Origin of the sequence: Clostridium sp. AF22-10 (genome assembly GCF_003478725.1) — a bacterium.
Taxonomy (GTDB): Bacteria; Bacillota; Clostridia; order Lachnospirales; family Lachnospiraceae; genus Otoolea; species Otoolea fessa.
In genome coordinates this window covers 122,540-144,552 of the sequence record NZ_QUFZ01000009.1, presented here as the reverse complement: position 1 = coordinate 144,552, position 22,013 = coordinate 122,540, and the positions used below count along the sequence as shown (strand labels likewise).

Here is a 22,013-nt window from a genome sequence, read left to right as displayed (position 1 = left end):
CTTTCTCTCTTCTCGCTTTTATCTCAAAAAAAGCCCGCGCAACAGAACCCGTCTCAGGCTTCCTGCCGGAAACAAACGGTTTAATCTGCGCATGTCTATTTTAATTTTGATTTTTGTCGGTTTTAGCCTGAATTCCCGTATATTGGATGTGCTTTCCTCCTTTCCCGGTTCGGTATGATAGAATTTCAGATAGGGAAGTTCCGCACACTTCGCCCCCCTGTTTCTCTGATATAAGTAAAAGATGCCGAACAGGCGCTCCGCCAGATACCCAATCAGTCTCGGCTCCTGTTTCTGCCTGTCTGCTTCTTTTCTCTCTGCTTCAAAGGCGCTTAAAAGCGTAAAAAGCCATTCCATGTATTTCTGGAACAGCTCTTTTTTCATGATATACATATTCATATAATAGATTTCTTTGGAATGCATATATGCGTCCGCCGCATCTGCATATTCCGGATAAATCCGTTTTAAAAGTGCCAGCATCTGATCCAGATTGTTTCCATCATGATACTGACAGTATTGCCGGTAAACCGTTGTATTGATTCGTTCGCGATACACGGTCAGAAGATCGTATTGTTCGATCTGGCGGCACATCCAGTCTTCCTCGATCCAATATGGCGTCAGATCTTCCCATACGGAATCTAATTCTATATATGGGATATGACGTTTTCCTATTATTTTCCCTTTCGCAGTCACCGGGCTTAGGTTGCGAAAGGTCAGATAACGGCGATAATGGAAAAATCCGTAATAATCGCAATCCAAATGTTTCCACGCCCAGTACTGGGCTGTCAGTTCGCAATAATCTGGATTTTTTTCGGATATATTATCGCCCTCATTGTCATGGTATGTCATTCCTTCCAGCCGCCGGTCTGTCAGAGCCGTTCCCACCTGCATCGGATAAAAAAGGGGATTTTTCGGCACATATGTTGGCTTATGACAGGCAATCAAAATGCGTATATCTGCTTGTTTTTCCATGTTTTATTTTCCGTTTGTCGGCTCCTGTTCTTCTTTTACCCCTTCCGTACTCTCTTTCATCAGCATGATCTTCGGCGTCATGATAATCAGCTTCAGATCTTCCAGGACGGAATAGTTCCGTATGTACGTCAAATCCAGCTTCAGCTTGTCATAAGGGGTTGTGTTGTATTTTCCATATACCTGGGCATAACCGGTCAGTCCGGCTTTGACCTGCAGGCGGAAGGAAAATTCTGGAATCTCTTTTTCCAGCTCTGCCGCCAGCTCCGGGCGCTCCGGACGCGGACCCACGATGGACATATCGCCTTTCAGAATATTGTAAATCTGCGGCAGCTCGTCCAGGCGGGTTGCACGAAGGAGGCGGCCAATCGGCAGGATTCTCGGATCGTCCTCGCTTGCCAGCCGTGCCTTTCCATCTGCTTCCGCGTTCTGCACCATGGTACGAAATTTATATATCTGGAATTTCTTTCCGTTTTTTGTAAGGCGCGTCTGCTGGTAAATCACCGGACCGCCGTCGGTCATCTTAATACAGATTCCTACAATCAAAAAAATCGGAATCGTGATAACGATTCCGATGAGTGATCCGACGATGTCGATGATCCGTTTCATAATTTCCTGCTCAATCTGCAGTCCCTGATTATTCCGCGATAAAAGCAGCGGCGAATCAAACAGATTTAGTTCCACCGAACTGCGAAGTAAAATATCCGATATTTTCGGGACGCTGTATGTCCGGATATTCTGGCCGAAACAATATTTGATGATATAGTTTCGCTCATGCGCCGGTATATCTCCGACAATCACACTGTCGTATTTGGCGATCTCCGCTTTGATGCGTTCCGGTTCTTCGTGGTAGCTGACAATCTGGCTGATTATGTATTTATCTTCCCGCGCATTCATTTTTTCAATCAAATGATAATCTGAGTGATCGCCGGAGATCAGCAGCAGCTCTCTCGGCGGGAACATGCCCCGGTACAGCCAGAGAAATGTCATCGTCCACGCGAGGATGATGACAACCGCCCCTATCAGATTGACCACCAGTGGCGCCGGTGCCGTGAATTTCTTATCCTGCACGCTGATCTGGAAATACGTAATGATATTGGTGACTACCACCGCCAGTATCTGCGAGTAGATCAGATTGCCCCGTTTCAGGAGCGCTATCTTAAATCCGCCGTACAGCTGCATAAAGAAAATAAGCAGGAGTCCATAGATGAATATCATCATCCAGTTACCCCTGCGGAAGAACGGCGCCCAGATAATCTTGTTGTACCAATTGATCCAGATGACGCCATAGAGTCCTGTCAGAAGCGCAACCAATATCAGGGCAAATCCCAGCTTGATCAGGCGCTTGTATTGCTCAAATTGATTCATGCTTTTGTGTTTTGGTTCCTTCCTTTTTATTTAATTTTATAATTTAGGAATTTGATTCTCAATGTGCTCAAAATTTGATTCTTATTTACGTCCATTCTCGTAAAAACTATGTTTTTTACATTGTAAATTTAAAATTGAGTGCACATATCATTAAAAAGGACCATATCATTTTTCTTATATTTTGCGAAACAGCATCTGTTGTCATTTGCTGTTTCACAAATTTCATTTTTTCCTTCTGCACTCCTATTTTTAACCTGATTCTCCAGGCATTCCATACACTTAATATATATAATTTTCGTATAAAAATAGGCTATTGCAAACACCTGCATCCGCAATAGCCCATTCTTACCTTCTACTATATTCGTCACTCTCCAAAAACTTAAAAGAGCTTTCTACCGCATATACTCCTGCTTCACCTTATGATCCACCACATGCCGCTTCGCCAGCTCTTTCGTCACATCCTCTACACTGATGCCCGCGTCTGCCATCAGAACCATGGCATGGTAACACAGATCTGCCAGCTCGTAGATCGTTTCGTCCTTGTCTTTCTTCGCTGCCGCGATGATAACCTCGGTACACTCCTCGCCGACTTTCTTCAGAATCTTGTCCAGACCTTTATCAAACAGATACGTCGTGTAGCTTCCTTCCTTCGGATTCGTCTTACGTCCCATAATGAGGTCGTAAAGTCCCTCATAGGAAAACGGCGTGATCTCCTCGTTCTGGTAAACCGGCTCAAAGAAGCAGCTCTCTGCGCCCGTATGGCACGCCGGACCTTCCTTGACCACCTCGACAATCAAGGTGTCCTTATCGCAGTCCGCATAAATACTGGAAATATGCTGCACATTCCCGCTCGTCTCACCCTTTCTCCAGAGCTCCTGACGGCTGCGGCTGTAAAAACAGGTTTTCTTCTCCCGAGGCTGATCTCCAGACTCTCCCTATTCATCCAAGCCATCATCAGAACCTTCTTGCTATAATGATCCTGCACAATCGCCGGAATCAGACCTTTCTCATTAAACTTTAACTCATCAATCTTAAACGACGGCTCTACGCCTGCAATCTCGTTGATATTCTCACTCATATTTTTATCCTGCCTTACCACATAAAATTTTAATTACATCGTAACTGTTCAGTACCTTCACAGTCACGCGCAAAATCCCATTAAAAATTGCCTGCTGGCTCATGTTTTCGTACGATCAGCGCAGCGCCGACGCTCTCCTTCGCGATCCACAGGAGAACAGGCATCCAAAAACTGTAGAAAACATCGCATACGCCGGTGCGTAGTGAGGTCTTTTCGAACTTAGCACCGCTGCGTAGGCGCAAGAGCGAAAGCGTTTTTCGGAAGTTTCTGGATGCCTGTTTTCCGTCCCTCTCACGAAAAAGCACCGCCCTCTAACTTTTAGGGCATCTATGCGATTTAGATCAACCGCATCTCCACCCCATTCTCCGCCAGATACTGTTTCAATTCCTTAATATTCACTTCTTTCCGGTGGAAAATACTCGCCGCCAGTCCCGCGTCGATCTGCGGATACTGGAAAAGGTCTAAGAAGTCTTCTTTCTTTCCCGCGCCTCCCGATGCAATAATCGGCACATCGACACGCTTCGCGATCTCCAAAAGCATCGGAATATCAAATCCCTGCTTCACACCGTCCGTATCGATACTGTTGACCACCAGCTCGCCTGCGCCGCGTCTGACGCCGGATTCTGCCCATTCCAGCGCATCAATGCCTGTATCGACACGCCCGCCCTGCTTAAATACGTGGTATTCGTCTCCAACACGTTTAACATCCATCGAAAGCACCACACACTGATCGCCGTAGCGGTGTGCCGCCTCGGTAATAAGCTCCGGATTTTTGATCGCGCCGCTGTTGACGCTGACCTTGTCCGCGCCGCATTTTAAAACGCGGTCGAAATCATCCAGCGTGCTGATGCCGCCGCCGACCGTCAGCGGGATGAAAACCCGTTTTGCCGCCTCAGTCAGGATGTCGGTAAAGATTTTTCTTCCTTCTACACTTGCCGTAATATCATAAAATACCAGCTCGTCCGCGCCGCTCTGGTTGTAAAATTCTGCCATCTCGACCGGATCCGCCACATCCTGGATTCCCTCGAAGTTGACGCCTTTCACGACACGCCCGTTCTTTACATCCAGACATGGAATAATACGTTTTGAAATCATGCCGTTCCCTCCTGATTTCTTTTTCTGATTATTCATTCGAACGCTTCGAATGATTCGAATGATTTTTTTGCCGCTTTTTATACGGCGCTTCTCCTAAACGGAATATTTCAGTGCTTCCTTTAAATCAATCGCACCCAGATACAGCGCTTTTCCTAAAATCGCACCATACACCTCATTTTTCAAGATCTCAATCTCCTTGAGGCTGCTGATTCCACCGGACGCCACGATATCCAGCCCTTCAATCTGCGATAATTCTTTATAAAGCTCCAGGTTCGTTCCCTGCATCTTTCCATCGCGGGAAATATCGGTGTAAATGACCGTTTTCACTCCCGTATCGCGCAGGCGGCGGCAGAAGTCAACGCCTCTTACCTCGCTCGTCTCAAGCCACCCGTGAGTCGCCACAAAACCATCCTTCGCGTCCACACCGACTGCAATTTTATCGCCGTATTTGCGGACCATTTCTTCGACAAATGGATAATTTGTGACCGCCACCGTGCCGAGAATCACGCGTCCGGCTCCGAGCGACAGGTATTTGTCGATGGATGCCTCGTTGCGGATGCCGCCGCCGACTTCTACAAATAATCCCGTTGTCTTAATCAGCTTCTCTATCGTGTCAAAATTTGCCAGCGCCGCGTCTTTCGCGCCGTCCAGATCGACCACGTGCAGGTTTTTCGCGCCCTGCTCCTTGAATCCCAGCGCCACCTTCTCCGGCCGGTCGCTGAATACTGTCATCTGGTTATAATCGCCCTGCACCAGGCGCACCGCCTTGCCGTCCCGCAAATCAATCGCCGGAAATAGCTCCATGTCCGTTTCCTCTCCATAACTGTTTAAATCCAATCTACAAGCCTGAAAAAACAGTTACCTTTCTTGTTTTTCTATTAATTATATCTCCGAAAACGCCTTCAGAATCCGCAGTCCCACTTCCCCGCTCTTCTCCGGATGAAACTGGCAGCCCATGACATTTTCATTTGCCGCGGACGCCGTGACCGGAATGCCGTACTCCGAGGTTGCCAGCAGACTCTCATCACAATCTTTTCCATAGAAGCTGTGGACAAAGTAGACGTAATCGCCCTCTTTGCTGTATTTAAACAGCGGATGCTCCTTTCCTTTTTCCGTCAGATGCAGGCTGTTCCAACCCATGTGCGGCACTTTTAGGTTTGCCGGAATGTCTTCTTTTAAGTCTGCCATCACGCCCGGAATCAGTCCCAGACCCTGATGCTCGCCGTATTCATAGCTTTTATCAAAGAGAAGCTGCATTCCGAGGCAGATTCCCATGATCGGTTTGCCTGCTTTTGCTTCATCCAGCAGCGGCTCTGCCATTCCGGATCCGCGCAGTTTCGCAATCGCATCACCATACGCGCCGACGCCCGGTAAAATGATGTGATCCGCTTTTCTTAAATCTTCCGGATCGCGGCTGACTTTATTTTCCAGTCCCAGGTAACTGAGGGAGGAACTGAGGGAAAACAGGTTTCCCACGCCGTAATCAATAATTGTTATCATTTGCAGCCTCCTATATCAATTCATGTATGTTCCCGCAGTCAACGCAGGAACCCGCTGAATCATTATAAACCTATTAAATAGATTTGTTATACTTACTTTTATCTTAGATCATAATACCCCTTTTGTCGATGGAATCTCGTCCCGGTATCTCTTGTCAATCGACACCGCCTCGCCGAGCGCGCGTCCCAGTCCCTTGAACATCGCCTCGATGATATGGTGGCTGTTTTCGCCGTGGAACATTTTAAAATGCAGCGTCATCCGGCTGTTGGAGGACAGTGCAATCATAAATTCCTTTACAAGCTCGGTATCAAAATCGCCCACTTTTTCGGTCGGGATCTCTACATCCATGACCAGATAGGAACGTCCGCTTAAATCGAGCGCCGTCATTACCAGTGTTTCATCCATCGGAAGCAGGAAACTGCCATAACGGCGGATGCCCTTTTTATCACCCAGCGCCTCTAAAATTGCCTGTCCCATGGCGATTCCGATGTCCTCTGTCGTATGATGGTAATCGACCTGCGTATCTCCGTCACATTTCAATGTGAGATCAAACCGTCCATGTCTGGCAAAGAGCTCCAGCATATGGTTTAAAAATCCGCAGCCCGTATCGACCTGATATTTTCCCGTTCCATCTAAATCAATCGACAGGCTGATTTTCGTCTCTGCCGTGTTTCGTTCTAATGAAATCTTGCGTTCTCTTGACATTTTTGCCAGCCTTCCTTTCTTATTCACAGCTGCCCCATCTACAAAAACCATGCTGCCAGCATTTTCATACGGTTCCCACAGTAAATGCGTGAACCTATTGAATTCCGGCCTATCTTACAACTGCACTTCTCGCCGCTTCCACCAGCTTCTTCGTCTCCTCAACAAACGTTCCATCTCTTCCTCGGATCCGATGGAAATGCGGACATAATCCTTGATCCGCTCACTGTCCCAGCGTCTTACCAGGATTCCTGCCTCGCGCAGTCCGTCAAAATAGACTTTTCCCGGCATATCGCCGCTCTTGGCAAAAATGAAGTTGGTCTTCGAATCCAGCACAGTAAATCCAAGTGCCCGGAGCGCCTCGGTCGTTTTTTCACGCGTTTTGCAGATGCGCCCGGTACATTCTTTCGTGTAGTCCCAGTCGCGCATCGCCGCCGCGCCAGCCAGAATCGACAGGCGGTTGACGTTGTACGGGTTAAAACTGTATTTGATCCGGTTCATATCCGCGATAAGTTCCGGGTTTGCGATCGCAAATCGACGCGCGCGCCGGCTAAGCTGCGGGATTTGGAAAAGGTCTGGATAATCACCAGATTTTCGTATTTCGGAAGCAGTGATACACACGATTCGCCGCCGAAATCCACATACGCCTCATCCACCATCACAACGCGGTCCGGGTTGGACGCCGCTACTTCCTCAATCGCAGAAAGCGGCAGGTTCATGCCTGTCGGGGCATTTGGATTGGCGATGATCACATTATTTCCGCAATTTTTATACGGTTCGATATTTAAGGTAAAATCTTCCTCCAGCGGAACTACCTTGAACGGGATTCCATAGAGCCCGCAGAGTGCCGGATAAAAGCCATATGTCAGATCTGCGAACTGCAGCGGCGCGTTCTGGTCGCAGAATGCCCGGAATGCAAAACCTAAAATCTCGTCGGAACCATTGCCCGCGATGACCTGGTTTGTTCCCACGCCGTAGTGGTCGGCAATCGCTCGATGAGGACGCGCTCTTCCGGATCCGAATAAAGGCGTAAATTTGCAAGTTCCAGCGGCATAATTTTAGAAGAATTTTCCTCATACCCCGCCAGAATCGCCTCCGCAACCTCGGACTCGGCGGATACGGGCATTCGTTTGTGTTCAGCTTGATAAATTTCCGTCCCTGCGGCTGCTCACCCGGTGTATACGGAAGAAGTGATTCGCTTGCTTTGCTCAAAAAACGGCTCATATCTGCCTACGCCTCCTTTTTATATTCTGCTGCGGTTTCTTTCTGCGCTTTCTCTTTTGCTTCTTTTTCTTTCTTTTCCTGTTCCTTTTTCTTCTGGTGTGCTTCCACCGCGCCCTTCAGCTTCTCCGCCATCTCGGTGATCTGCTTGTTTTTAAACTCAAAGCTGCTCTTGTTGGCGATGAAACGGGCGCTGATCGGCAGGAACTCTTCCAGCACTTTCAGGTGATTTTCACGGATCGTGCTGCCCGACTCGACAATATCCACGATGACGTCCGAAAGTCCCAGAATCGGCGCCAGCTCAATGCTTCCGTTTAATTTAATAATGTCAATATCGCGTCCCAGCTTCGCGTAATGCTCTTTCGCAATATTCGTAAATTTCGTTGCCACGCGCACCGGTCGGTCTTTGTCCTCGACGTAATCCTCTTTTCCAGCCACGCACATCCGGCATTTTCCAAGTCCCAGATCGAGAAGCTCGTATACATCCGGGTTGCTCTCCATCAGAATGTCTTTTCCGACGATTCCGACGTCTGCCGCATGGTGCTCGACGTATATTGCCACATCACTCGGCTTTACGAGCAGGTAGCGGACACCCGTCTGTGGGTTCTCAAACACCAGTTTTCTATTTTCGTCGTAAATACTCTTGCAGTCATATCCGACCGACGCCAGAAGCTCATACACCTGATCGCCCAGTCTTCCCTTTGGCAGTGCTATGTTTAACATCTCGCGCCCTCCTTTCCATTCTCCTGAAAGGCAGTTTCCCGGTCCTCTTCCAGGGAAAGACGTCCGTCATACCGGTACAGATAGCAGTAACGCAGATCCTCCGGCACAGCTTTCTCCACCCGCACGCGCAGTCCCTGACGGCGCAGGCTTTCAACCGCCTGGCACAGGCGCACTACATCGACATCCGGCTCATAGAGTACCAGCGCATCGACATCGTAGCGGATGCTCTTTTCCGGCAGGCGCTCCAGCTCTTTCAAATAGATGGCAAATCCGATCGCATCGGCTTTCTTTCCTAATTTTGCCATCATACCGTCGTACTGGCCGCCGGAAAGAACCTGGCGTGCCAGACCATCTAAGAATCCCTGGAAAATAATACCGTTATAATATTCAATGTCATTGATCATCGAGAAATCCAGCCGCACCTTGTCAAGCTGTCCGCCCAGTCCCATCGCCTCCAGAACCTCATACAGGCGGGATAACAGGCAACCGCCTCCTTCATTTTCGGCGTATCCGCGATCGCACCTGCCTCTGCCAGCACCCGCCCAAACTCTCCGTACAGCCCGGAAACCTTCATCAATTTCTCTGTATCGCCCTCCAGCAGTGCCAGATCCGCGCACAATTTTTCCAATCCGCTGCGGTTTTTCGTCCGGATCAGCCCTAAAATGATATCTTTCTGTTCGGCATTGACCGGAAGCTCTTCCATCAGTCCCACCACGAAATCCATGTTAGAAATCTTGAGCACATAGTCCGTCTCAAAATCCGCCAGACTCTTGAGCGCCAGCGCCAGCACCTCCGCGATCACGCAGTCATCCACGCCGCCCATGCACTCCAGTCCCATCTGGCTGATCTCTTTGTAAGTGTGGCTTTCCTTGCTCTCACGATACACACTCTCCAGATAATAGACCTTCTCGCACGTATTTTTATCTGCCTTGGTGTTCTTCGCGATGCTCAGCGTCACGTCCGGCTTGAGAGCCATCAAGCGTCCGTCCAGATCCGTAAATGTCGGCACATTTTCCCCCAGCAGGAAACTTTTATTCGCTGCATACAAACTATATTCCTCAAACCGCCCCATCCGGTACTTGCGGTATCCATAGCTCTCATAAAGACCTCTCAGGCGAAGCGTCGCCGCCTCCGCCCTCCGAGGCTCTGAATCTCTAAATTCATGCTCTATCTCCTCTCAACTGCCGCCGCAACCGCCCTGCCTCAACAAAATCTGCCGGACAATCACCCGCTCGTCTATATCCTGCTGTTATAGCTCCCATCACTTTTGTTTATCTTGCTATCATGGTAGCGCACTAAAGTGTTTTCTATATACTATCATTCCTTCTTAAAAAAAGCAACTACTTTTTTAGAATACTCACACTTTAATTAAAAGAAAAACTCGGGGCGTGAGAAATGTGCGCCCCGAGTTTTTCCACCTCGACTCTATTCTTTTATAACCTTCTCCAAAATCGACCCCAGAATCTCCGTCCAAGGCGTATACGCATCCTTTTCCTCCAGATGCGTCAGCGCCATCCAGTTCAGTCCTCCCGGTGTCATTTCTCTGGCAAGGTCTTCCAGATCCCCGTCCCACGTCGCTGCCTTGCGGGACAGCGCCCCAGTAAATTCGGTGATGTATGCCCGTGCGGATGGCTCATCCAGCCCGTTTCTCTCACACCACTGGATAATGACGGTCAGAAGCATATAGTAAGCGCTCATCAGGCCCGTCGTGCTCCTAAGGATCGCGATCTGCTTCGGCGTATCGACCGGAACCGGCTTGCGACGTGACTCATCAGATCGACTACCTCCGGGATATCCGGGTAAATCACCACCGGTCCGAAGCGGTTCGCCGCGAAAGTCAGAGGCACAACATCCGCCAGAATCTCTCTCTGTCCAAACATTTCCTCGATGCGCTTTAAGCTCAGCGTTGCAACCAGATTGATAAACTTCTTCTCCGGTCCGATATGAAGCGGTTTTAAGATATCTTCCGCCGCCTTCGGAAGGAGCGCCGCAAAGACCCAGTCCGACCGGTCCACAACTTCCTGGTTATCCGCCGCGACCGACACGATCTCCGGGTATTTCTCATGCAGCATCTGCGCCCGTTCTTTATTTCTCGGCGATACAACGATCTGCAGATTCTCCATTCCGCTCTCGCAGAATCCAGTCACGACGGACGTCGTAATGATTCCCGTTCCAATAAATCCCAGTTTCATAAACTTCTACCCTCTCTTTCTCCTCTCCGTTTACCCGAAATTTTTCCAGACGATTCCGAGCGAACTTTTCTGATAGTTACTCCCCCGATTTTATTCACATACACAGTATACAACCAAAAACACATATTTTCCAGCATCCTACTCATATCTCGGCGCACTTTTCCGGGTTTTCATCGTAATTCCTCCCTCAACCTTCGCAGCCACTTTGATCAGGCGCCTTATTTTATCGTTCATATCCTCCTTGCTATTTTCTTTGAAATTGTCCACTTCCGCAAATAAAGCGATTGAAATAAGCCATCTCCTCATCTTTATTCAATCTTAATACATCGTTAAATCTCCCTTATCCGCTCTTAAAATCTCCAGCTGTATAATATGACCATCACAGAAATAAGGAGTTGCCTTTATGCCGGAAGAGATTATTCGTCGAAAGCGCCGCCTTTCGTCTTTTCAAATTATCACATTAGGGTTTGCCGGGGTCATTCTACTCGGAGCGCTACTGCTGATGCTGCCGATCTCCACGACTGGAGAGAATATTACTCCATTCAATGAAACGCTGTTTACTGCGACCTCTGCCGTCTGCGTGACAGGGCTTGTAGTACAGGATACAGGCTGCTACTGGTCAACCTTTGGGCAGGCGGTTATTCTGGCACTGATCCAAATTGGTGGTCTTGGTGTCGTAACCGTAGCAGCATCGTTTGCGCTGTTGTCCGGGCGAAAAATTTCTCTGATGCAGCGCAGCACCATGCAGGATGCAATTTCAGCACCAAAGGTCGGCGGAATCGTCCGTCTGACACGCTTCATCCTGCGAGGGACGTTTCTGATTGAGCTTCTGGGAGCGCTTGCCGTGCTGCCGGTATTCTGCCGGGACTATGGATGGCGCGGCATCTGGATGGCGGTATTTCATTCCATATCCGCTTTTTGCAACGCCGGGTTTGACATTCTTGGGACAGAAAGCAACCACTATCCATCTCTTACCGGCTACGCGGACAGCCCGGTAATCAATATCACGATTATGCTGCTGATCGTGATCGGCGGTATTGGATTTCTGACGTGGGATGACATCTTTGAAAACAAGTGGCGGTTTCATCGCTACCGAATGCAGAGCAAGGTGATTCTGGTCACGACAGGTTTTTTAATTTTTCTGCCTGCTATGTTTTTCTTCTTTTCAGACTTTTCCGCGCTTCCCGCCGGAAACCGGCTGCTGGCATCCTTTTTTCAGTCTGTCACGCCGAGGACAGCGGGCTTCAACACGGTAAATCTTTCCACGATGTCCGGTGCATCACAGGGCGTAATGATCCTTTTGATGCTGATCGGCGGTTCTCCAGGTTCTACAGCAGGCGGTATGAAAACAACGACACTGGCGGTTCTGCTTGCCAATGCCACTGCAACCTTCCGCCAGCGCGATAGTGCCCGATTTTTCGGACGCAGAGTCGATTGCAGCGCCGTCAAGACCGCCGCGACCATTCTGACAATGTACTTGATGCTGTTCTTTGGCGGTGCTGTCTTTATCAGCGCATATGAGAATCTTCCGCTGTCTGCCTGCCTGTATGAAACGGCATCGGCGGTCGGGACGGTGGGATTGACACTTGGTATTACACCGCAGCTGCACATTCCATCGCAAATGGTGTTGATCACGCTCATGTATCTGGGCAGAGTCGGCGGTCTTACCCTTATTTATGCGACATTTTCCAGCAAAAAAGTGGGGAATGCAAAGCTGCCGCAGGAAAAAATCACGATTGGATAAGGAGTCTTTTCACATGAAAAACATTCTATTGATTGGCACAGGCCGCTTCGGACGGCATATTGCAGTACAGCTTTCTCAGCTGGGGCATCAGGTCATGGCGGTCGATACAAACGAGGAACGAATCAATGATGTGCTGCCATATGTCACCAATGCACAAATTGGCGACAGTACAAACGCGGAGTTTCTTCGCTCTCTTGGCATCGGAAATTTTGATGTCTGCATCGTAACCATCAGCGGTAACTTTCAGAACTCGCTAGAAACCACCTCGCTGCTGAAAGAGCTGGGGGCGAAGTGCGTGGTGTCGCGTGCCGAGCGTGATGTGCAGGCAAAGTTTCTGCTTCGCAACGGTGCCGACCAGGTAGTCTACCCGGAAAAACAGGTGGCAAAATGGGCAGCGATCCGATACACTGCCGACCATATTTTCGACTACATAGAGATCGACGAGCAGCACGCCATTTTTGAAGTAGAAGTTCCGGCCGGGTGGATCGGCAAAAGTGTTGGTGAACTGGATATTCGCAGAAAGTATGGCATTAACATTCTCGGCATCAAACATTCAGGAAAAATCGACGCTTCCATTACGCCGGATACGGTGCTGTCCGGGGAAATAACGATTTTAGCGTTGGGCGAATACAAAGCGCTGCAAAAGTGCTTCCGAATCTGAATGGACGGTGAGGGTATATGGAAGATAGCGTTTTGATCGCTGGGACGGCGCTAATGTTCCTGTTCGGCTGGGTTTTGATGAAACGGCTGGATCGCTTTCTGGACGAAAATCAGAAGCGCATCAAAGAATCGTCTGAACAACAGCAGGCTGAACCGTGCGTGCATCTGGTCGGAAATATTTCTCCTGACGAACTTGAGGAAACATTTTCTCAGTTTCGCAATAGTCATGCCCATGTAGAAATCGTGATCTATGATTCAGAGCAAATTTCTTTTCCGGACAACGAATCCGATTGGGCGCAGTAGAAACCTCCACATTTTGGTGCTATAATATTGTTTAAGAGGGGGTGAAAATGTGCAGAATAAAGGAAGCGAAATACCAAAAGAACATATTCTTGTGTGCCTGTCCTCGTCTCCATCCAATGAACGCATTGTACGAATGGCGGGGAAAATGGCACAGGCATTTTGCGCCAGTCTTACCGCACTCTACGTGCAGACCCCCGGAGACGCTGATATGAACGCGGAAGATACCGTCCGTTTGCAGGCGAATATGCGTCTGGGGCAGCAGCTTGGCGCAGAAATTGTCACAACGCATGGTGAAGATGTGGCGACACAGATCGCGGAATATGTGCGGCTCTCTGATGTGACCAAAATTGTGATTGGGCGAAGCGGCGTACAGCGGCGGCATTTCTGGAGCGAATCGACGCTGACAGAACAGCTCATTACGCTTGCACCAGAGGTAGATATTTATATTATTCCGGATGTGGAAGCCTATAAGAACTGCCGCAGAAATCAGCCGCTTACTATCCGCCCGGCGTTTCCGACCGCCCGGGAACTACTTCTGACCATCGGAATTCTGGCAGTTACGACGGTCATCGGATGGATCTTTCTGCGGCTCAGCTTTGCAAATGACAATATCATCATGGTTTACCTGCTGGGTGTGCTTCTGACTTCCACTTTTACCAGCGGATATACCTGCGGTGTGCTGTCCGCTTTTTTGAGTGTCCTCCTGTTCAATTATTTTCTGACGGAACCCCGGCTGTCTTTGGCAGCCTATGGCAGCAAATACCCGATAACCTTTGCCGTCATGTTCGCGGCTGCACTTTTGACAAGTACACTTGCGGCCAAGCTCAAAGCCCACGCACAGCTATCCGCACGGGACGCTTATCGCACGAAGCTCCTTTTTGATATGAACAGACAGCTCCAAAAAGCGGAAACGCCGGAGGAGGTCTATCGGATGACCGCGACGCAGATACAAAAGCTCATGCAGCGAGACGTTCTGATTTACCCGGCACAGGGCAACGCTCTGCTGGATGGGAACATTTATCCGGCTGACGGAAGTAGTCCATACAGCATCCCAGATACCGACCGGGAACAGAACGTGGTTCAATGGGTCTGGCAAAACCGCAAGCGCGCCGGAGCAACGACGCAAAACTTTCCAAAAGCAAAACGGCTGTATCTTGCCATCCGTACCGGGCAGCAGATTTACGGTGTTGTCGGGATTCCGATGGAAAAGCAAACGCAGCCTGACGCATTTACATCCAGCGTTCTGTTCTCCATCCTCGGCGAGTGCTCTCTGGCGCTGGATAACCTGCGAAATGCCAGAGAAAAGGAAGAAGCTGCCGTTCTTGCAAAGAACGAACAGCTTCGCGCCAATCTTTTGCGTTCGATTTCTCATGATCTCAGGACACCACTGACCTCGATTTCCGGCAACGCAGATACGCTGCTGCACAGCTATGACGTGTTGGATGAGCAGACACGGAAACAGATTTTTACGGACATTTATGACGATGCACAATGGCTGACGGGGCTGGTTGAGAACTTGCTTTCCATTACGAAAATTGTAGACGGCAGCGTAAAGCTGCACCTTTCTGATCAGGTCGTGGATGACATCATATCGGAAGCACTCAGGCATATTGACCGAAGAGCGGCAGAACATCACATCGCAGTAGATTGCGGAGACGTACTGTTGCTGGCACGGATGGACGCAGGACTCATCATGCAGGTGCTCATCAATCTGGTGAATAACGCAGTCAAATATACTCCAGTTGGCTCGAACATCCGGATCACGGCAATCCCGCGAGAAAATATGGCTGAAATATGTGTCAGCGATAACGGTCCCGGTATTCCGAATGAACTGAAGGAACGTGTTTTTGAAATGTTCTTTACTGGGGGCAATCCAATTGGCGACAGCCGCCGAAGTCTTGGACTTGGACTTACGCTCTGTCAAACTATTGTCCATGCACATCATGGTGAAATGACGTTGAAAGACAATTCGCCGCATGGCTGCATCTTTTCCTTTACAATACCACTTAGTGAGGTGAACTTAAATGAATAAGCCGCTCATCCTCGTTGTAGAAGATGATACCCCGGTGCGAAATTTAATAACGATGACACTAAAAACTCACGAATATAGGTATCTTTCGGCGCAAAACGGCGCAAGTGCCGTGATGGAAGCGCTGTCTCACAACCCGGACATTGTACTGCTTGATCTGGGGCTGCCGGATATGGACGGCGTAGAAGTCATCCAAAAAATCCGGTCGTGGTCGAATATGCCGATCATTGTGATCAGCGCCAGAACAGAGGATTCCGATAAAATCGGGGCACTGGATGCTGGGGCGGATGATTATCTAACGAAGCCTTTTTCCGTGGACGAACTGTTGGCACGACTGCGGGTGACGCAGCGGAGACTGTCGATGATGAAAACAGACTCCGTGCAGGATTCTCCGATTTTTACGAATGGTGCGCTGAAAATCGACTATGCGGCAGGCTGCGCATATCTTGACGGCACAGAGCTGCACCTGACACCCATCGAATACAAGCTGCTGTGCCTGCTCTCCAAAAATGTTGGTAAGGTTCTGACACACACCTATATCACGCAGCAGATTTGGGGCAGCAGTTGGGAAAACGATATCGCTTCTCTGCGGGTGTTCATGGCGACCCTGCGCAAAAAGCTGGAACGCGGAAAAGACGGGCAGCAATACATACAAACACACATCGGAATCGGCTATCGGATGCTCCGCATCGAGTAAGTAATTCCTGAACGGAACATTCATGACTGAATGGAGTAGATTTCTTGTGGTCATTCCATTCTGCCCCAAATAAGCTGACCATCGTTGAAATAGCGAGGACTTGAAAGTCCTCGCTATTAGCATACATCGTCTTATATATTATATCTGTTTTTCCATCTTCGTTTTTGCTGCTTTCCCTACTTTCTAGCACACTCCCCATCAAGCCCCAAAAGGATTTTTAATCCATGATCCAGCTGCGGCAGAATGTACTCCAGACACTCCCGCACTGCCTTCGGACTGCCCGGCAGGTTGACGATCAGCGTGCGTTTACGGATCCCACTTGCCGCCCGGCTTAACATCGTCCGCTTTGTAAATTGTAAGCTGTATGCCCGCATCGCCTCCGGGATACCCGGAACCATCCGTTCCGCGACCGCCAGCGTCGCCTCCGGCATCACGTCGCGCGGAGAAAATCCCGTTCCGCCCGTTGTTAAGAGCAGATCGGCCTTTCCCTCATCGCAGATCTCCTTCATCGCCTCTTCCAACATCGCCTGGTCGTCCGGCAGCACCTTCTGCCAGACCACCTCATAACCAGCCTCTCTCACCATTTCTGCGATTACCGGACCACTCACGTCCTCCCGTTTTCCCGCGTACCCGGAGTCACTGGATGTAATAATTGCTGCTCTCATTGTTTTCCCACCTCTCTTTGATCTCTTTCCTACGCTTCTTCCAGAATCTCCAGATTATCTCCCTCTTTGATCACGCCGCCGTGCAGCACCTTTGTAAATACGCCCTCGCGCGGCATGATGCAGTCGCCCATCGCCTGGAAGATCGCACACCCATGGTGGCATTCTTTTCCGATCTGTGTCAATTCCAGCACGACATCGTTGCATTTAAATTTTGTCCCGATCGGGAGCGTCTTGAAATCGATTCCTTCCACGACCAGATTTTCGCCGAATGCGCCGTCCTCGACCTTTGCACCGCGCGCGCGGAATTCCTGAATCCGGTCATATGAAAGAAGGCTGACCTGACGGTGCCATTTGCCCGCATGGGCGTCACCCTCGATTCCATAGTCCTCGATAAGACAGACCTGATGGACATTTTTCTTCTGAACACCTTTGATTTCACTGGTACACGTTGCGATTACTTTTCCCATGATTGTTTCCCCTTTTCTTTATCCATAAATTTTCCGATTTCATATTTCATATACGATATTTCACTTGTAACATTCCGCCGGCTCACACTTTCACCGCAGAAACCATAATCATAATCCTCACAAACACCCTGCTTATCCGCCTATCTGGGACATTCCCCGGTGTTCCCGATCCGTAAATTCCGTCTTTTTCTCAAAACTATGTCCCTTCGGCTTTTCCGCAAGCGCCTGTCCGATCGCCCGGCGCAGGTCTTCATCGGTACCGCCGCCGCGCAGAATGGTCTTTAATTCTACCCCATTGTCATACTGGAGACAGGTCTTTAAGAATCCTTCTGAGGTCAGCCGGATCCGATTGCATTCGGAACAGAATTTATGGCTGACCGCGCTGATAAAACCGATCCGTCCCTGAAAGCCAGGGACTGCGAAATAATGGCACGGGCCATTTCCTGCCACGTCCCCGCACGGGGTAAAGGTTCCAAATGCCTCTTCCAGCGCATGCTTCAACGCATCTTCTTTCACAAAGGCAAACTGCGTCCCCATGCCGATCGGCATCATTTCGATGAAACGCACGTGCACATTATGGTTTTTCGCCAGTTCCGCCACCTCTAAAAGCTTTTGCTCCTCGATCCCAAGCACCGGCACACAGTTTATCTTGATCTGCATCCTGCCTTTCTGGATCGCCGTCCAAAGACCGCGTCTGACCGCTTCGATCTCATCCCGGCGTGTGAGCTGTCGGTACACCGACGCATCCAGTGTATCCAGGCTGATCGTGACTGAATCAACCCCTGCATCCGCCAGCGCATCGTACATTTCTTCTAATAAAACACCGTTCGTCGTGATCGTCAGGCTCTTGATTCCCGGAATCTGTTTTAACGCTGCTGCTAACTCCGGCAGTCTCCGGCGCACCAGCGGTTCGCCGCCGGTCAGCTTGATTTTCTGAATGCCGTTCTCTGCCAGAATCTGGCAGACCCGTTCGATCTCACCAAACCGCAGGATCTCTTCATGGGAAATGCTGCTGACGCCTTCCTCCGGCATACAGTACACACAGCGCAGGTTGCATCGGTCGGTCACGGAGATCCGTACGTAGTCGATCGTTCTGCCGTATCCGTCTATCATCGCACAAATTCCCCGCTCTTTCCTCCCGATTTTGCATCGAGATGTATCTCTCCGATCTCCATCCGCTTGTCGATCGCCTTGCACATATCATAAATGGTCAGAAGCGCCACGCTGACGCCGGTCAGCGCCTCCATCTCGACGCCGGTCTTTCCTTCCAGCTTCGCAGTACAAAATGCCTTGATCGTCAGCTCTTTTTCATCTACCTCAAAATCCACGCTGCATTTCGTGATGAGAAGTGTGTGGCACATCGGGATCAGATGCGCGGTCTGCTTCACCGCCATGATTCCCGCCACACGCGCCACCCCCAGCACATCGCCCTTGGCAACCGTTCCCTCCAGAACCGCCTTCATGACTGCTTCATTGACGTGAATCTTGCCAGATGCCGTCGCCGTCCGGCTGGTAATCTTCTTTTCGGTTACATCTACCATGATCGCATTTCCCTTTTCATCAAAATGCGTTAATTTCTCTTCCATCTGTATCCTCCTTTTCCTCTTCTTCCGGCTCCAGAAAGATTTTCTCAAACGCTGCTTCTGCTGCCGCCTGCACTGCTGCTTCCATCCGGCGGAATTTTTCTAAAAACACCTTTCCCTCCGGCGTCAGCACAGAAAATCCGCCCTTGCTTCCGCCCATCTGGCGCTCTAAAAACTGGATTCCCAGCTGCGCCTCCGCGATCTTGAGCATTTTCCAGCCCTTGCTGTAAGAAATATCCCGGATCTGACAGGCACCGAGCATTGAACCACTCTCAGCAACTGCCTCCAGAAAATCCGCCGTCAGCGCGCTGAAGCATTCTTCCTCGCGGCTCAGCGAAATCGACGCCCGAAATGCCAGCTCCCCGCGCTTCTGCCTGTCTTTTTCGTAGGCAAGCAGCGATTCGTAGTCCATTTTCGTGTTGGTGTCCAGTAAAACACCCGGATCTTCAACCTCGATCTCCCGGACACCTTCGCCCCACGCATCCATTGCGCCGCGGAGTCCTTTTCCACCCCGGTACGTTAAGATATGTCCAAACACTTCCTTCGACAGCATGACCGGGTGTCCTTTTTTTCCCTGACAGACCGGTACTGCCATGCTTCCGGGCGCCTGCGCCATCTTCTCGATTGTGTCCGCCGTGATCATCGGCACGTCGGCAGGGAACAACAGCACCCGATCGGCTTTTTTCTGGATATGGCGCAGTCCCATGCAGATTGAGCCGTACATCTGCGATGTCTCATACCGCTTGTTTCGGATACAGACCGCACCACGGTGTGAAATATGACGTTCCAGCACATCTGCCTGATACCCGGTCACGACGACGATCGGCGAGATCCCCGCCTGCCGGATCGTGTCGATCTCCCTCTGTATCATCGTGGTCTGCCCCATCCGGAGCATCGGCTTTAATTCTTCCATGTGCGCCGACCGCCCTGCCGCCAGGATGATCGCGCCTGTTTTCCCATCTGCCATACATATCCCCTTTTCTATCATTCTAGCCTTCTTTTAAAAGCATGATATCTCCCGGTGCAATTCCCAGCCGGACGCGGTCTCCGCGCTGATACTGGTTTAGTGAATCACTCTGCTTATAGTCTACCTTCCACCAGATCACCTCGCGTTCCAGTGCATTTTCTTTGTCACCCGCTGCCCCTGCATTTTCCACCGGACGCAGCAAAACATCCCACTCAAATGGCTGGCAGAGTGTGTCCCCCCACTCGCACGTAAATTCATTCGCACTGCCGCGCGCCGGATAAAACTGATGCGCCCGGATGCCGATATAGGCATGCTCCGCGGCAACCGCTTCTTCGGTCTGAAACGTGAGTCCCCAGTCGAGCGCCTCCACCTCATATTCGCCGATCCGCCGGATCCGGCTAAAGTTTTTACAGCCTGTCAGGCGTGCCGCAGTGACATTTTCCGGTTTCTGGAAAATCGCCCGCGTCTCTCCCTTCATCGCCACCTGTCCGCGGTTTAAGATGATGCTCTTCTCGCAGAACCGATAGACCTCGTCCCGGCTGTGGCTGACCATCAGCACATCGCCCGTGTACCCGCGGAGTACCTCGCGCACCTGGAACTGCAGTTGTTCCTTCAGATAATAATCAAGCGCCGAAAATGGTTCATCCAGCATGATCACATCCGGCTCATAGACGAGAATGCGCGCCAGCGCCACACGCTGCTGCTGTCCGCCGGAAAGCTGGGACGGATACCTTTTTTCAAGCCCTTCTAATTTAAAGAGACGGATCATGCGGGCAACTGCCTCCTGTTTTTCCTCCTTGCTGCCCGAAAGCCCCGCTGCAATGTTGGTTTCTACGGTCATATTCGGAAACAATGCATAATTTTGGAATAAATAACCGACTTTCCGCTTCTGCGGCGGCAGGTTGATGTGCTTTTCCGAATCAAAGAGCACCCTGCCGTTTAACACGATCCGCCCTTCGTCCGGCGTCTCAATTCCGGCGATACACTTGAGCGTCATGCTCTTGCCGCTTCCGGAAGCGCCGAGAATGCCCATGACGCCGCCATCGGTATTAAGCGATACGTCCAGCGAAAAGCCGGAAAATCTCTTTTTGATTGCCGCCTGCAGGCTCATCGCGCGCCTCCCTTCTGTGCATCCGCTTCCCCGTCCGCAAACAGTTCCACCGAAACCTTTGCATCCTGACCGCCCGCTTCCACACTGTTATCTTTCTTTTTATGATTGCTGCGTCCGCGCATATCCCGCCGCGACAGCACATTCATCAGCACGACGACCAGGAAGGAAATCACCACGATGATCCACACATACTGGTATGCCATCGACATTTTTCCAGCCGCCACCTGTGAATAGATGGCAAGCGGCAGTGTCTGCGTCTTTCCGGCGATATTGCCCGCCAGCATCGCGGTCGCACCGAACTCGCCCAGTCCTCTCGCAAAGGCAAGGATCGCGCCGCTGAGGACGCCCGGCATCGCCGACGGCAGAATCACCTTCCAGAAAATACGGCTTTCGGAAAATCCCAGCGTCCGAGCCGCATAGATAATCGTCACATCGACCTGTTCAAACGCGCCGCGCGCTGCCCGGTACATAAGCGGAAATGAGATCGCCACCGCCGCGATCACCGTTGCCACCCATGAAAATACAATCTTGACGCCAAACAATTCCAGAAACAGCTGTCCGAGCGGTCGTTTTACACCAAAAATCATCAGCAGGAAGAAGCCTGCTACCGTCGGCGGCAGGACCATCGGAAGCGTCAGGATGCCGTCCAGCACCATTTTCACTTTCTCAGAGCGTGCCGATACCACCAGCCGCGCCATCCAGACTCCCAGAAAAAACGTACTAATGATCGACAGCGTTGCTGTTTTCATCGATATCCATATCGGAGACCAGTCCATCTTTCTTCCCCTCCTTTCCTATGAATCAAGTCGAACGTCCGTGAGACCCAACTCCCACTGAGACAAATTTGCTATTATTCGCCACCTAAAGAGGTGGGAGTCTTCTCGACTGAGATAAAAACTGCCGCAGAACACCTGGTTTTCAACGGACCCTGCATTCTGCGGC

At 50.4% G+C, this 22,013-nt stretch carries 25 protein-coding genes and 3 pseudogenes; 5 read left to right on the top strand and 23 right to left on the bottom strand.

Going from position 1 to position 22,013, the window contains the following annotated elements; genetic code table 11:
* Nucleotides 1-18 precede the first annotated feature (18 nt).
* The 16 genes and pseudogenes from DWX91_RS08750 to DWX91_RS18040 all read right to left on the bottom strand — a co-directional run bounded on the left by DWX91_RS08750 (nt 19) and on the right by DWX91_RS18040 (nt 11,151).
* Nucleotides 19-969 (bottom strand): DUF4422 domain-containing protein, encoded by a 951-nt coding sequence (locus DWX91_RS08750; protein WP_118471632.1) that lies wholly within the window; start codon nt 967-969, stop codon nt 19-21.
* A gap of 3 nt (nt 970-972) precedes the next feature.
* Nucleotides 973-2,334 carry an exopolysaccharide biosynthesis polyprenyl glycosylphosphotransferase gene (locus DWX91_RS08745; RefSeq protein ID WP_118471634.1) on the bottom strand — a complete coding sequence of 454 codons (1,362 nt, stop codon included), beginning with the start codon at nt 2,332-2,334 and terminating at the stop codon, nt 973-975.
* Between the two features lie 392 nt (nt 2,335-2,726).
* Nucleotides 2,727-3,412, bottom strand: a pseudogene (gene hisIE, locus DWX91_RS08735) (bifunctional phosphoribosyl-AMP cyclohydrolase/phosphoribosyl-ATP diphosphatase HisIE).
* 336 nt (nt 3,413-3,748) lie between these two features.
* Nucleotides 3,749-4,507: an imidazole glycerol phosphate synthase subunit HisF gene (gene hisF, locus DWX91_RS08730; RefSeq protein ID WP_117796566.1), complete on the bottom strand. Its 759-nt coding sequence runs from the start codon at nt 4,505-4,507 to the stop codon at nt 3,749-3,751.
* A 93-nt stretch (nt 4,508-4,600) separates the two neighbouring features.
* Nucleotides 4,601-5,311, bottom strand: coding sequence for a 1-(5-phosphoribosyl)-5-[(5-phosphoribosylamino)methylideneamino]imidazole-4-carboxamide isomerase (hisA, locus tag DWX91_RS08725; RefSeq protein ID WP_118471643.1), 711 nt, complete (start codon nt 5,309-5,311; stop codon nt 4,601-4,603).
* Between the two features lie 78 nt (nt 5,312-5,389).
* Nucleotides 5,390-6,007, bottom strand: coding sequence for an imidazole glycerol phosphate synthase subunit HisH (gene hisH, locus DWX91_RS08720; protein WP_118471645.1), 618 nt, complete (start codon nt 6,005-6,007; stop codon nt 5,390-5,392).
* Nucleotides 6,008-6,115: 108 nt separating this feature from the next.
* Nucleotides 6,116-6,712, bottom strand: coding sequence for an imidazoleglycerol-phosphate dehydratase HisB (gene hisB, locus DWX91_RS08715; protein WP_118471793.1), 597 nt, complete (start codon nt 6,710-6,712; stop codon nt 6,116-6,118).
* A 114-nt stretch (nt 6,713-6,826) separates the two neighbouring features.
* Nucleotides 6,827-7,210, bottom strand: a complete 384-nt coding sequence (locus DWX91_RS18060) for an aminotransferase class I/II-fold pyridoxal phosphate-dependent enzyme (RefSeq protein ID WP_118570739.1) — start codon at nt 7,208-7,210, stop codon at nt 6,827-6,829.
* Nucleotides 7,207-7,680 carry an aminotransferase class I/II-fold pyridoxal phosphate-dependent enzyme gene (locus tag DWX91_RS18055; RefSeq protein WP_412693861.1) on the bottom strand — a complete coding sequence of 158 codons (474 nt, stop codon included), beginning with the start codon at nt 7,678-7,680 and terminating at the stop codon, nt 7,207-7,209. Before DWX91_RS18055 ends, DWX91_RS18060 begins: the two co-directional genes overlap by 4 nt.
* On the bottom strand, nt 7,632-7,835 hold the full coding sequence (locus DWX91_RS18050) for a hypothetical protein (RefSeq protein WP_412693866.1): 204 nt from the start codon (nt 7,833-7,835) through the stop codon (nt 7,632-7,634). Before DWX91_RS18050 ends, DWX91_RS18055 begins: the two co-directional genes overlap by 49 nt.
* A pseudogene (locus DWX91_RS18045) lies at nt 7,808-7,933 on the bottom strand (histidinol-phosphate transaminase); the annotation flags it as partial. The pseudogene DWX91_RS18045 and the gene DWX91_RS18050, both read right to left, overlap by 28 nt.
* 6 nt (nt 7,934-7,939) lie before the next feature.
* Entirely contained in the window at nt 7,940-8,653 is a 714-nt protein-coding gene (hisG, locus tag DWX91_RS08705; RefSeq protein WP_118471647.1) for an ATP phosphoribosyltransferase, read from the bottom strand.
* A pseudogene (locus DWX91_RS17385) lies at nt 8,647-9,767 on the bottom strand (ATP phosphoribosyltransferase regulatory subunit). Before DWX91_RS17385 ends, hisG begins: the two are co-directional and overlap by 7 nt.
* A 311-nt stretch (nt 9,768-10,078) precedes the next feature.
* Nucleotides 10,079-10,351: a hypothetical protein gene (locus tag DWX91_RS08690; RefSeq protein WP_118538641.1), complete on the bottom strand. Its 273-nt coding sequence runs from the start codon at nt 10,349-10,351 to the stop codon at nt 10,079-10,081.
* Entirely contained in the window at nt 10,351-10,845 is a 495-nt protein-coding gene (locus DWX91_RS08685) for an NAD(P)-binding domain-containing protein (protein ID WP_118538639.1), read from the bottom strand. The genes DWX91_RS08690 and DWX91_RS08685 overlap by 1 nt, the downstream gene beginning before the upstream one ends.
* A gap of 138 nt (nt 10,846-10,983) precedes the next feature.
* Nucleotides 10,984-11,151, bottom strand: a complete 168-nt coding sequence (locus tag DWX91_RS18040) for a hypothetical protein (RefSeq protein WP_412693860.1) — start codon at nt 11,149-11,151, stop codon at nt 10,984-10,986.
* 97 nt (nt 11,152-11,248) lie between these two features.
* On the opposite strand from DWX91_RS18040, the gene DWX91_RS08680 reads away from it, so the two are divergent.
* From DWX91_RS08680 to DWX91_RS08660, 5 genes are read left to right on the top strand one after another with little or no spacing between them, the layout of a single operon-like run.
* Nucleotides 11,249-12,589 (top strand): TrkH family potassium uptake protein, encoded by a 1,341-nt coding sequence (locus tag DWX91_RS08680; RefSeq protein WP_118471655.1) that lies wholly within the window; start codon nt 11,249-11,251, stop codon nt 12,587-12,589.
* Nucleotides 12,590-12,602: 13 nt separating this feature from the next.
* Nucleotides 12,603-13,250, top strand: coding sequence for a potassium channel family protein (locus tag DWX91_RS08675; RefSeq protein WP_022360492.1), 648 nt, complete (start codon nt 12,603-12,605; stop codon nt 13,248-13,250).
* 17 nt (nt 13,251-13,267) lie between these two features.
* Nucleotides 13,268-13,552 carry a hypothetical protein gene (locus tag DWX91_RS08670; RefSeq protein WP_147353121.1) on the top strand — a complete coding sequence of 95 codons (285 nt, stop codon included), beginning with the start codon at nt 13,268-13,270 and terminating at the stop codon, nt 13,550-13,552.
* Between the two features lie 49 nt (nt 13,553-13,601).
* On the top strand, nt 13,602-15,584 hold the full coding sequence (locus DWX91_RS08665) for a DUF4118 domain-containing protein (RefSeq protein ID WP_118538637.1): 1,983 nt from the start codon (nt 13,602-13,604) through the stop codon (nt 15,582-15,584).
* Nucleotides 15,577-16,278 (top strand): response regulator, encoded by a 702-nt coding sequence (locus DWX91_RS08660; protein ID WP_022360489.1) that lies wholly within the window; start codon nt 15,577-15,579, stop codon nt 16,276-16,278. The genes DWX91_RS08665 and DWX91_RS08660 overlap by 8 nt, the downstream gene beginning before the upstream one ends.
* Before the next feature lie 176 nt (nt 16,279-16,454).
* Here DWX91_RS08660 and DWX91_RS08655 read toward each other — a convergent pair whose 3' ends face one another.
* The 7 genes from DWX91_RS08655 to modB all read right to left on the bottom strand — a co-directional run bounded on the left by DWX91_RS08655 (nt 16,455) and on the right by modB (nt 21,847).
* The gene (locus DWX91_RS08655; protein ID WP_117796574.1) at nt 16,455-16,943 is read right to left on the bottom strand and encodes a molybdenum cofactor biosynthesis protein B; all 489 of its coding nucleotides are present in this window, start codon (nt 16,941-16,943) and stop codon (nt 16,455-16,457) included.
* 29 nt (nt 16,944-16,972) lie between these two features.
* Nucleotides 16,973-17,410, bottom strand: coding sequence for an MOSC domain-containing protein (locus DWX91_RS08650; protein ID WP_022360487.1), 438 nt, complete (start codon nt 17,408-17,410; stop codon nt 16,973-16,975).
* Nucleotides 17,411-17,542: 132 nt separating this feature from the next.
* A complete protein-coding gene (gene moaA, locus DWX91_RS08645) occupies nt 17,543-18,523 on the bottom strand; it encodes a GTP 3',8-cyclase MoaA (RefSeq protein ID WP_118471661.1) in 981 nt (326 codons plus the stop codon).
* Entirely contained in the window at nt 18,520-18,996 is a 477-nt protein-coding gene (gene moaC / locus DWX91_RS08640; protein ID WP_118471663.1) for a cyclic pyranopterin monophosphate synthase MoaC, read from the bottom strand. The genes moaA and moaC overlap by 4 nt, the downstream gene beginning before the upstream one ends.
* Nucleotides 18,971-19,960 (bottom strand): NTP transferase domain-containing protein, encoded by a 990-nt coding sequence (locus tag DWX91_RS08635; RefSeq protein WP_182431251.1) that lies wholly within the window; start codon nt 19,958-19,960, stop codon nt 18,971-18,973. The genes moaC and DWX91_RS08635 overlap by 26 nt, the downstream gene beginning before the upstream one ends.
* 22 nt (nt 19,961-19,982) lie before the next feature.
* The gene (locus tag DWX91_RS08630; protein ID WP_118471667.1) at nt 19,983-21,071 is read right to left on the bottom strand and encodes a sulfate/molybdate ABC transporter ATP-binding protein; all 1,089 of its coding nucleotides are present in this window, start codon (nt 21,069-21,071) and stop codon (nt 19,983-19,985) included.
* Nucleotides 21,068-21,847, bottom strand: coding sequence for a molybdate ABC transporter permease subunit (modB, locus tag DWX91_RS08625; protein WP_118471669.1), 780 nt, complete (start codon nt 21,845-21,847; stop codon nt 21,068-21,070). The genes DWX91_RS08630 and modB overlap by 4 nt, the downstream gene beginning before the upstream one ends.
* Nucleotides 21,848-22,013: the final 166 nt, after the last annotated feature.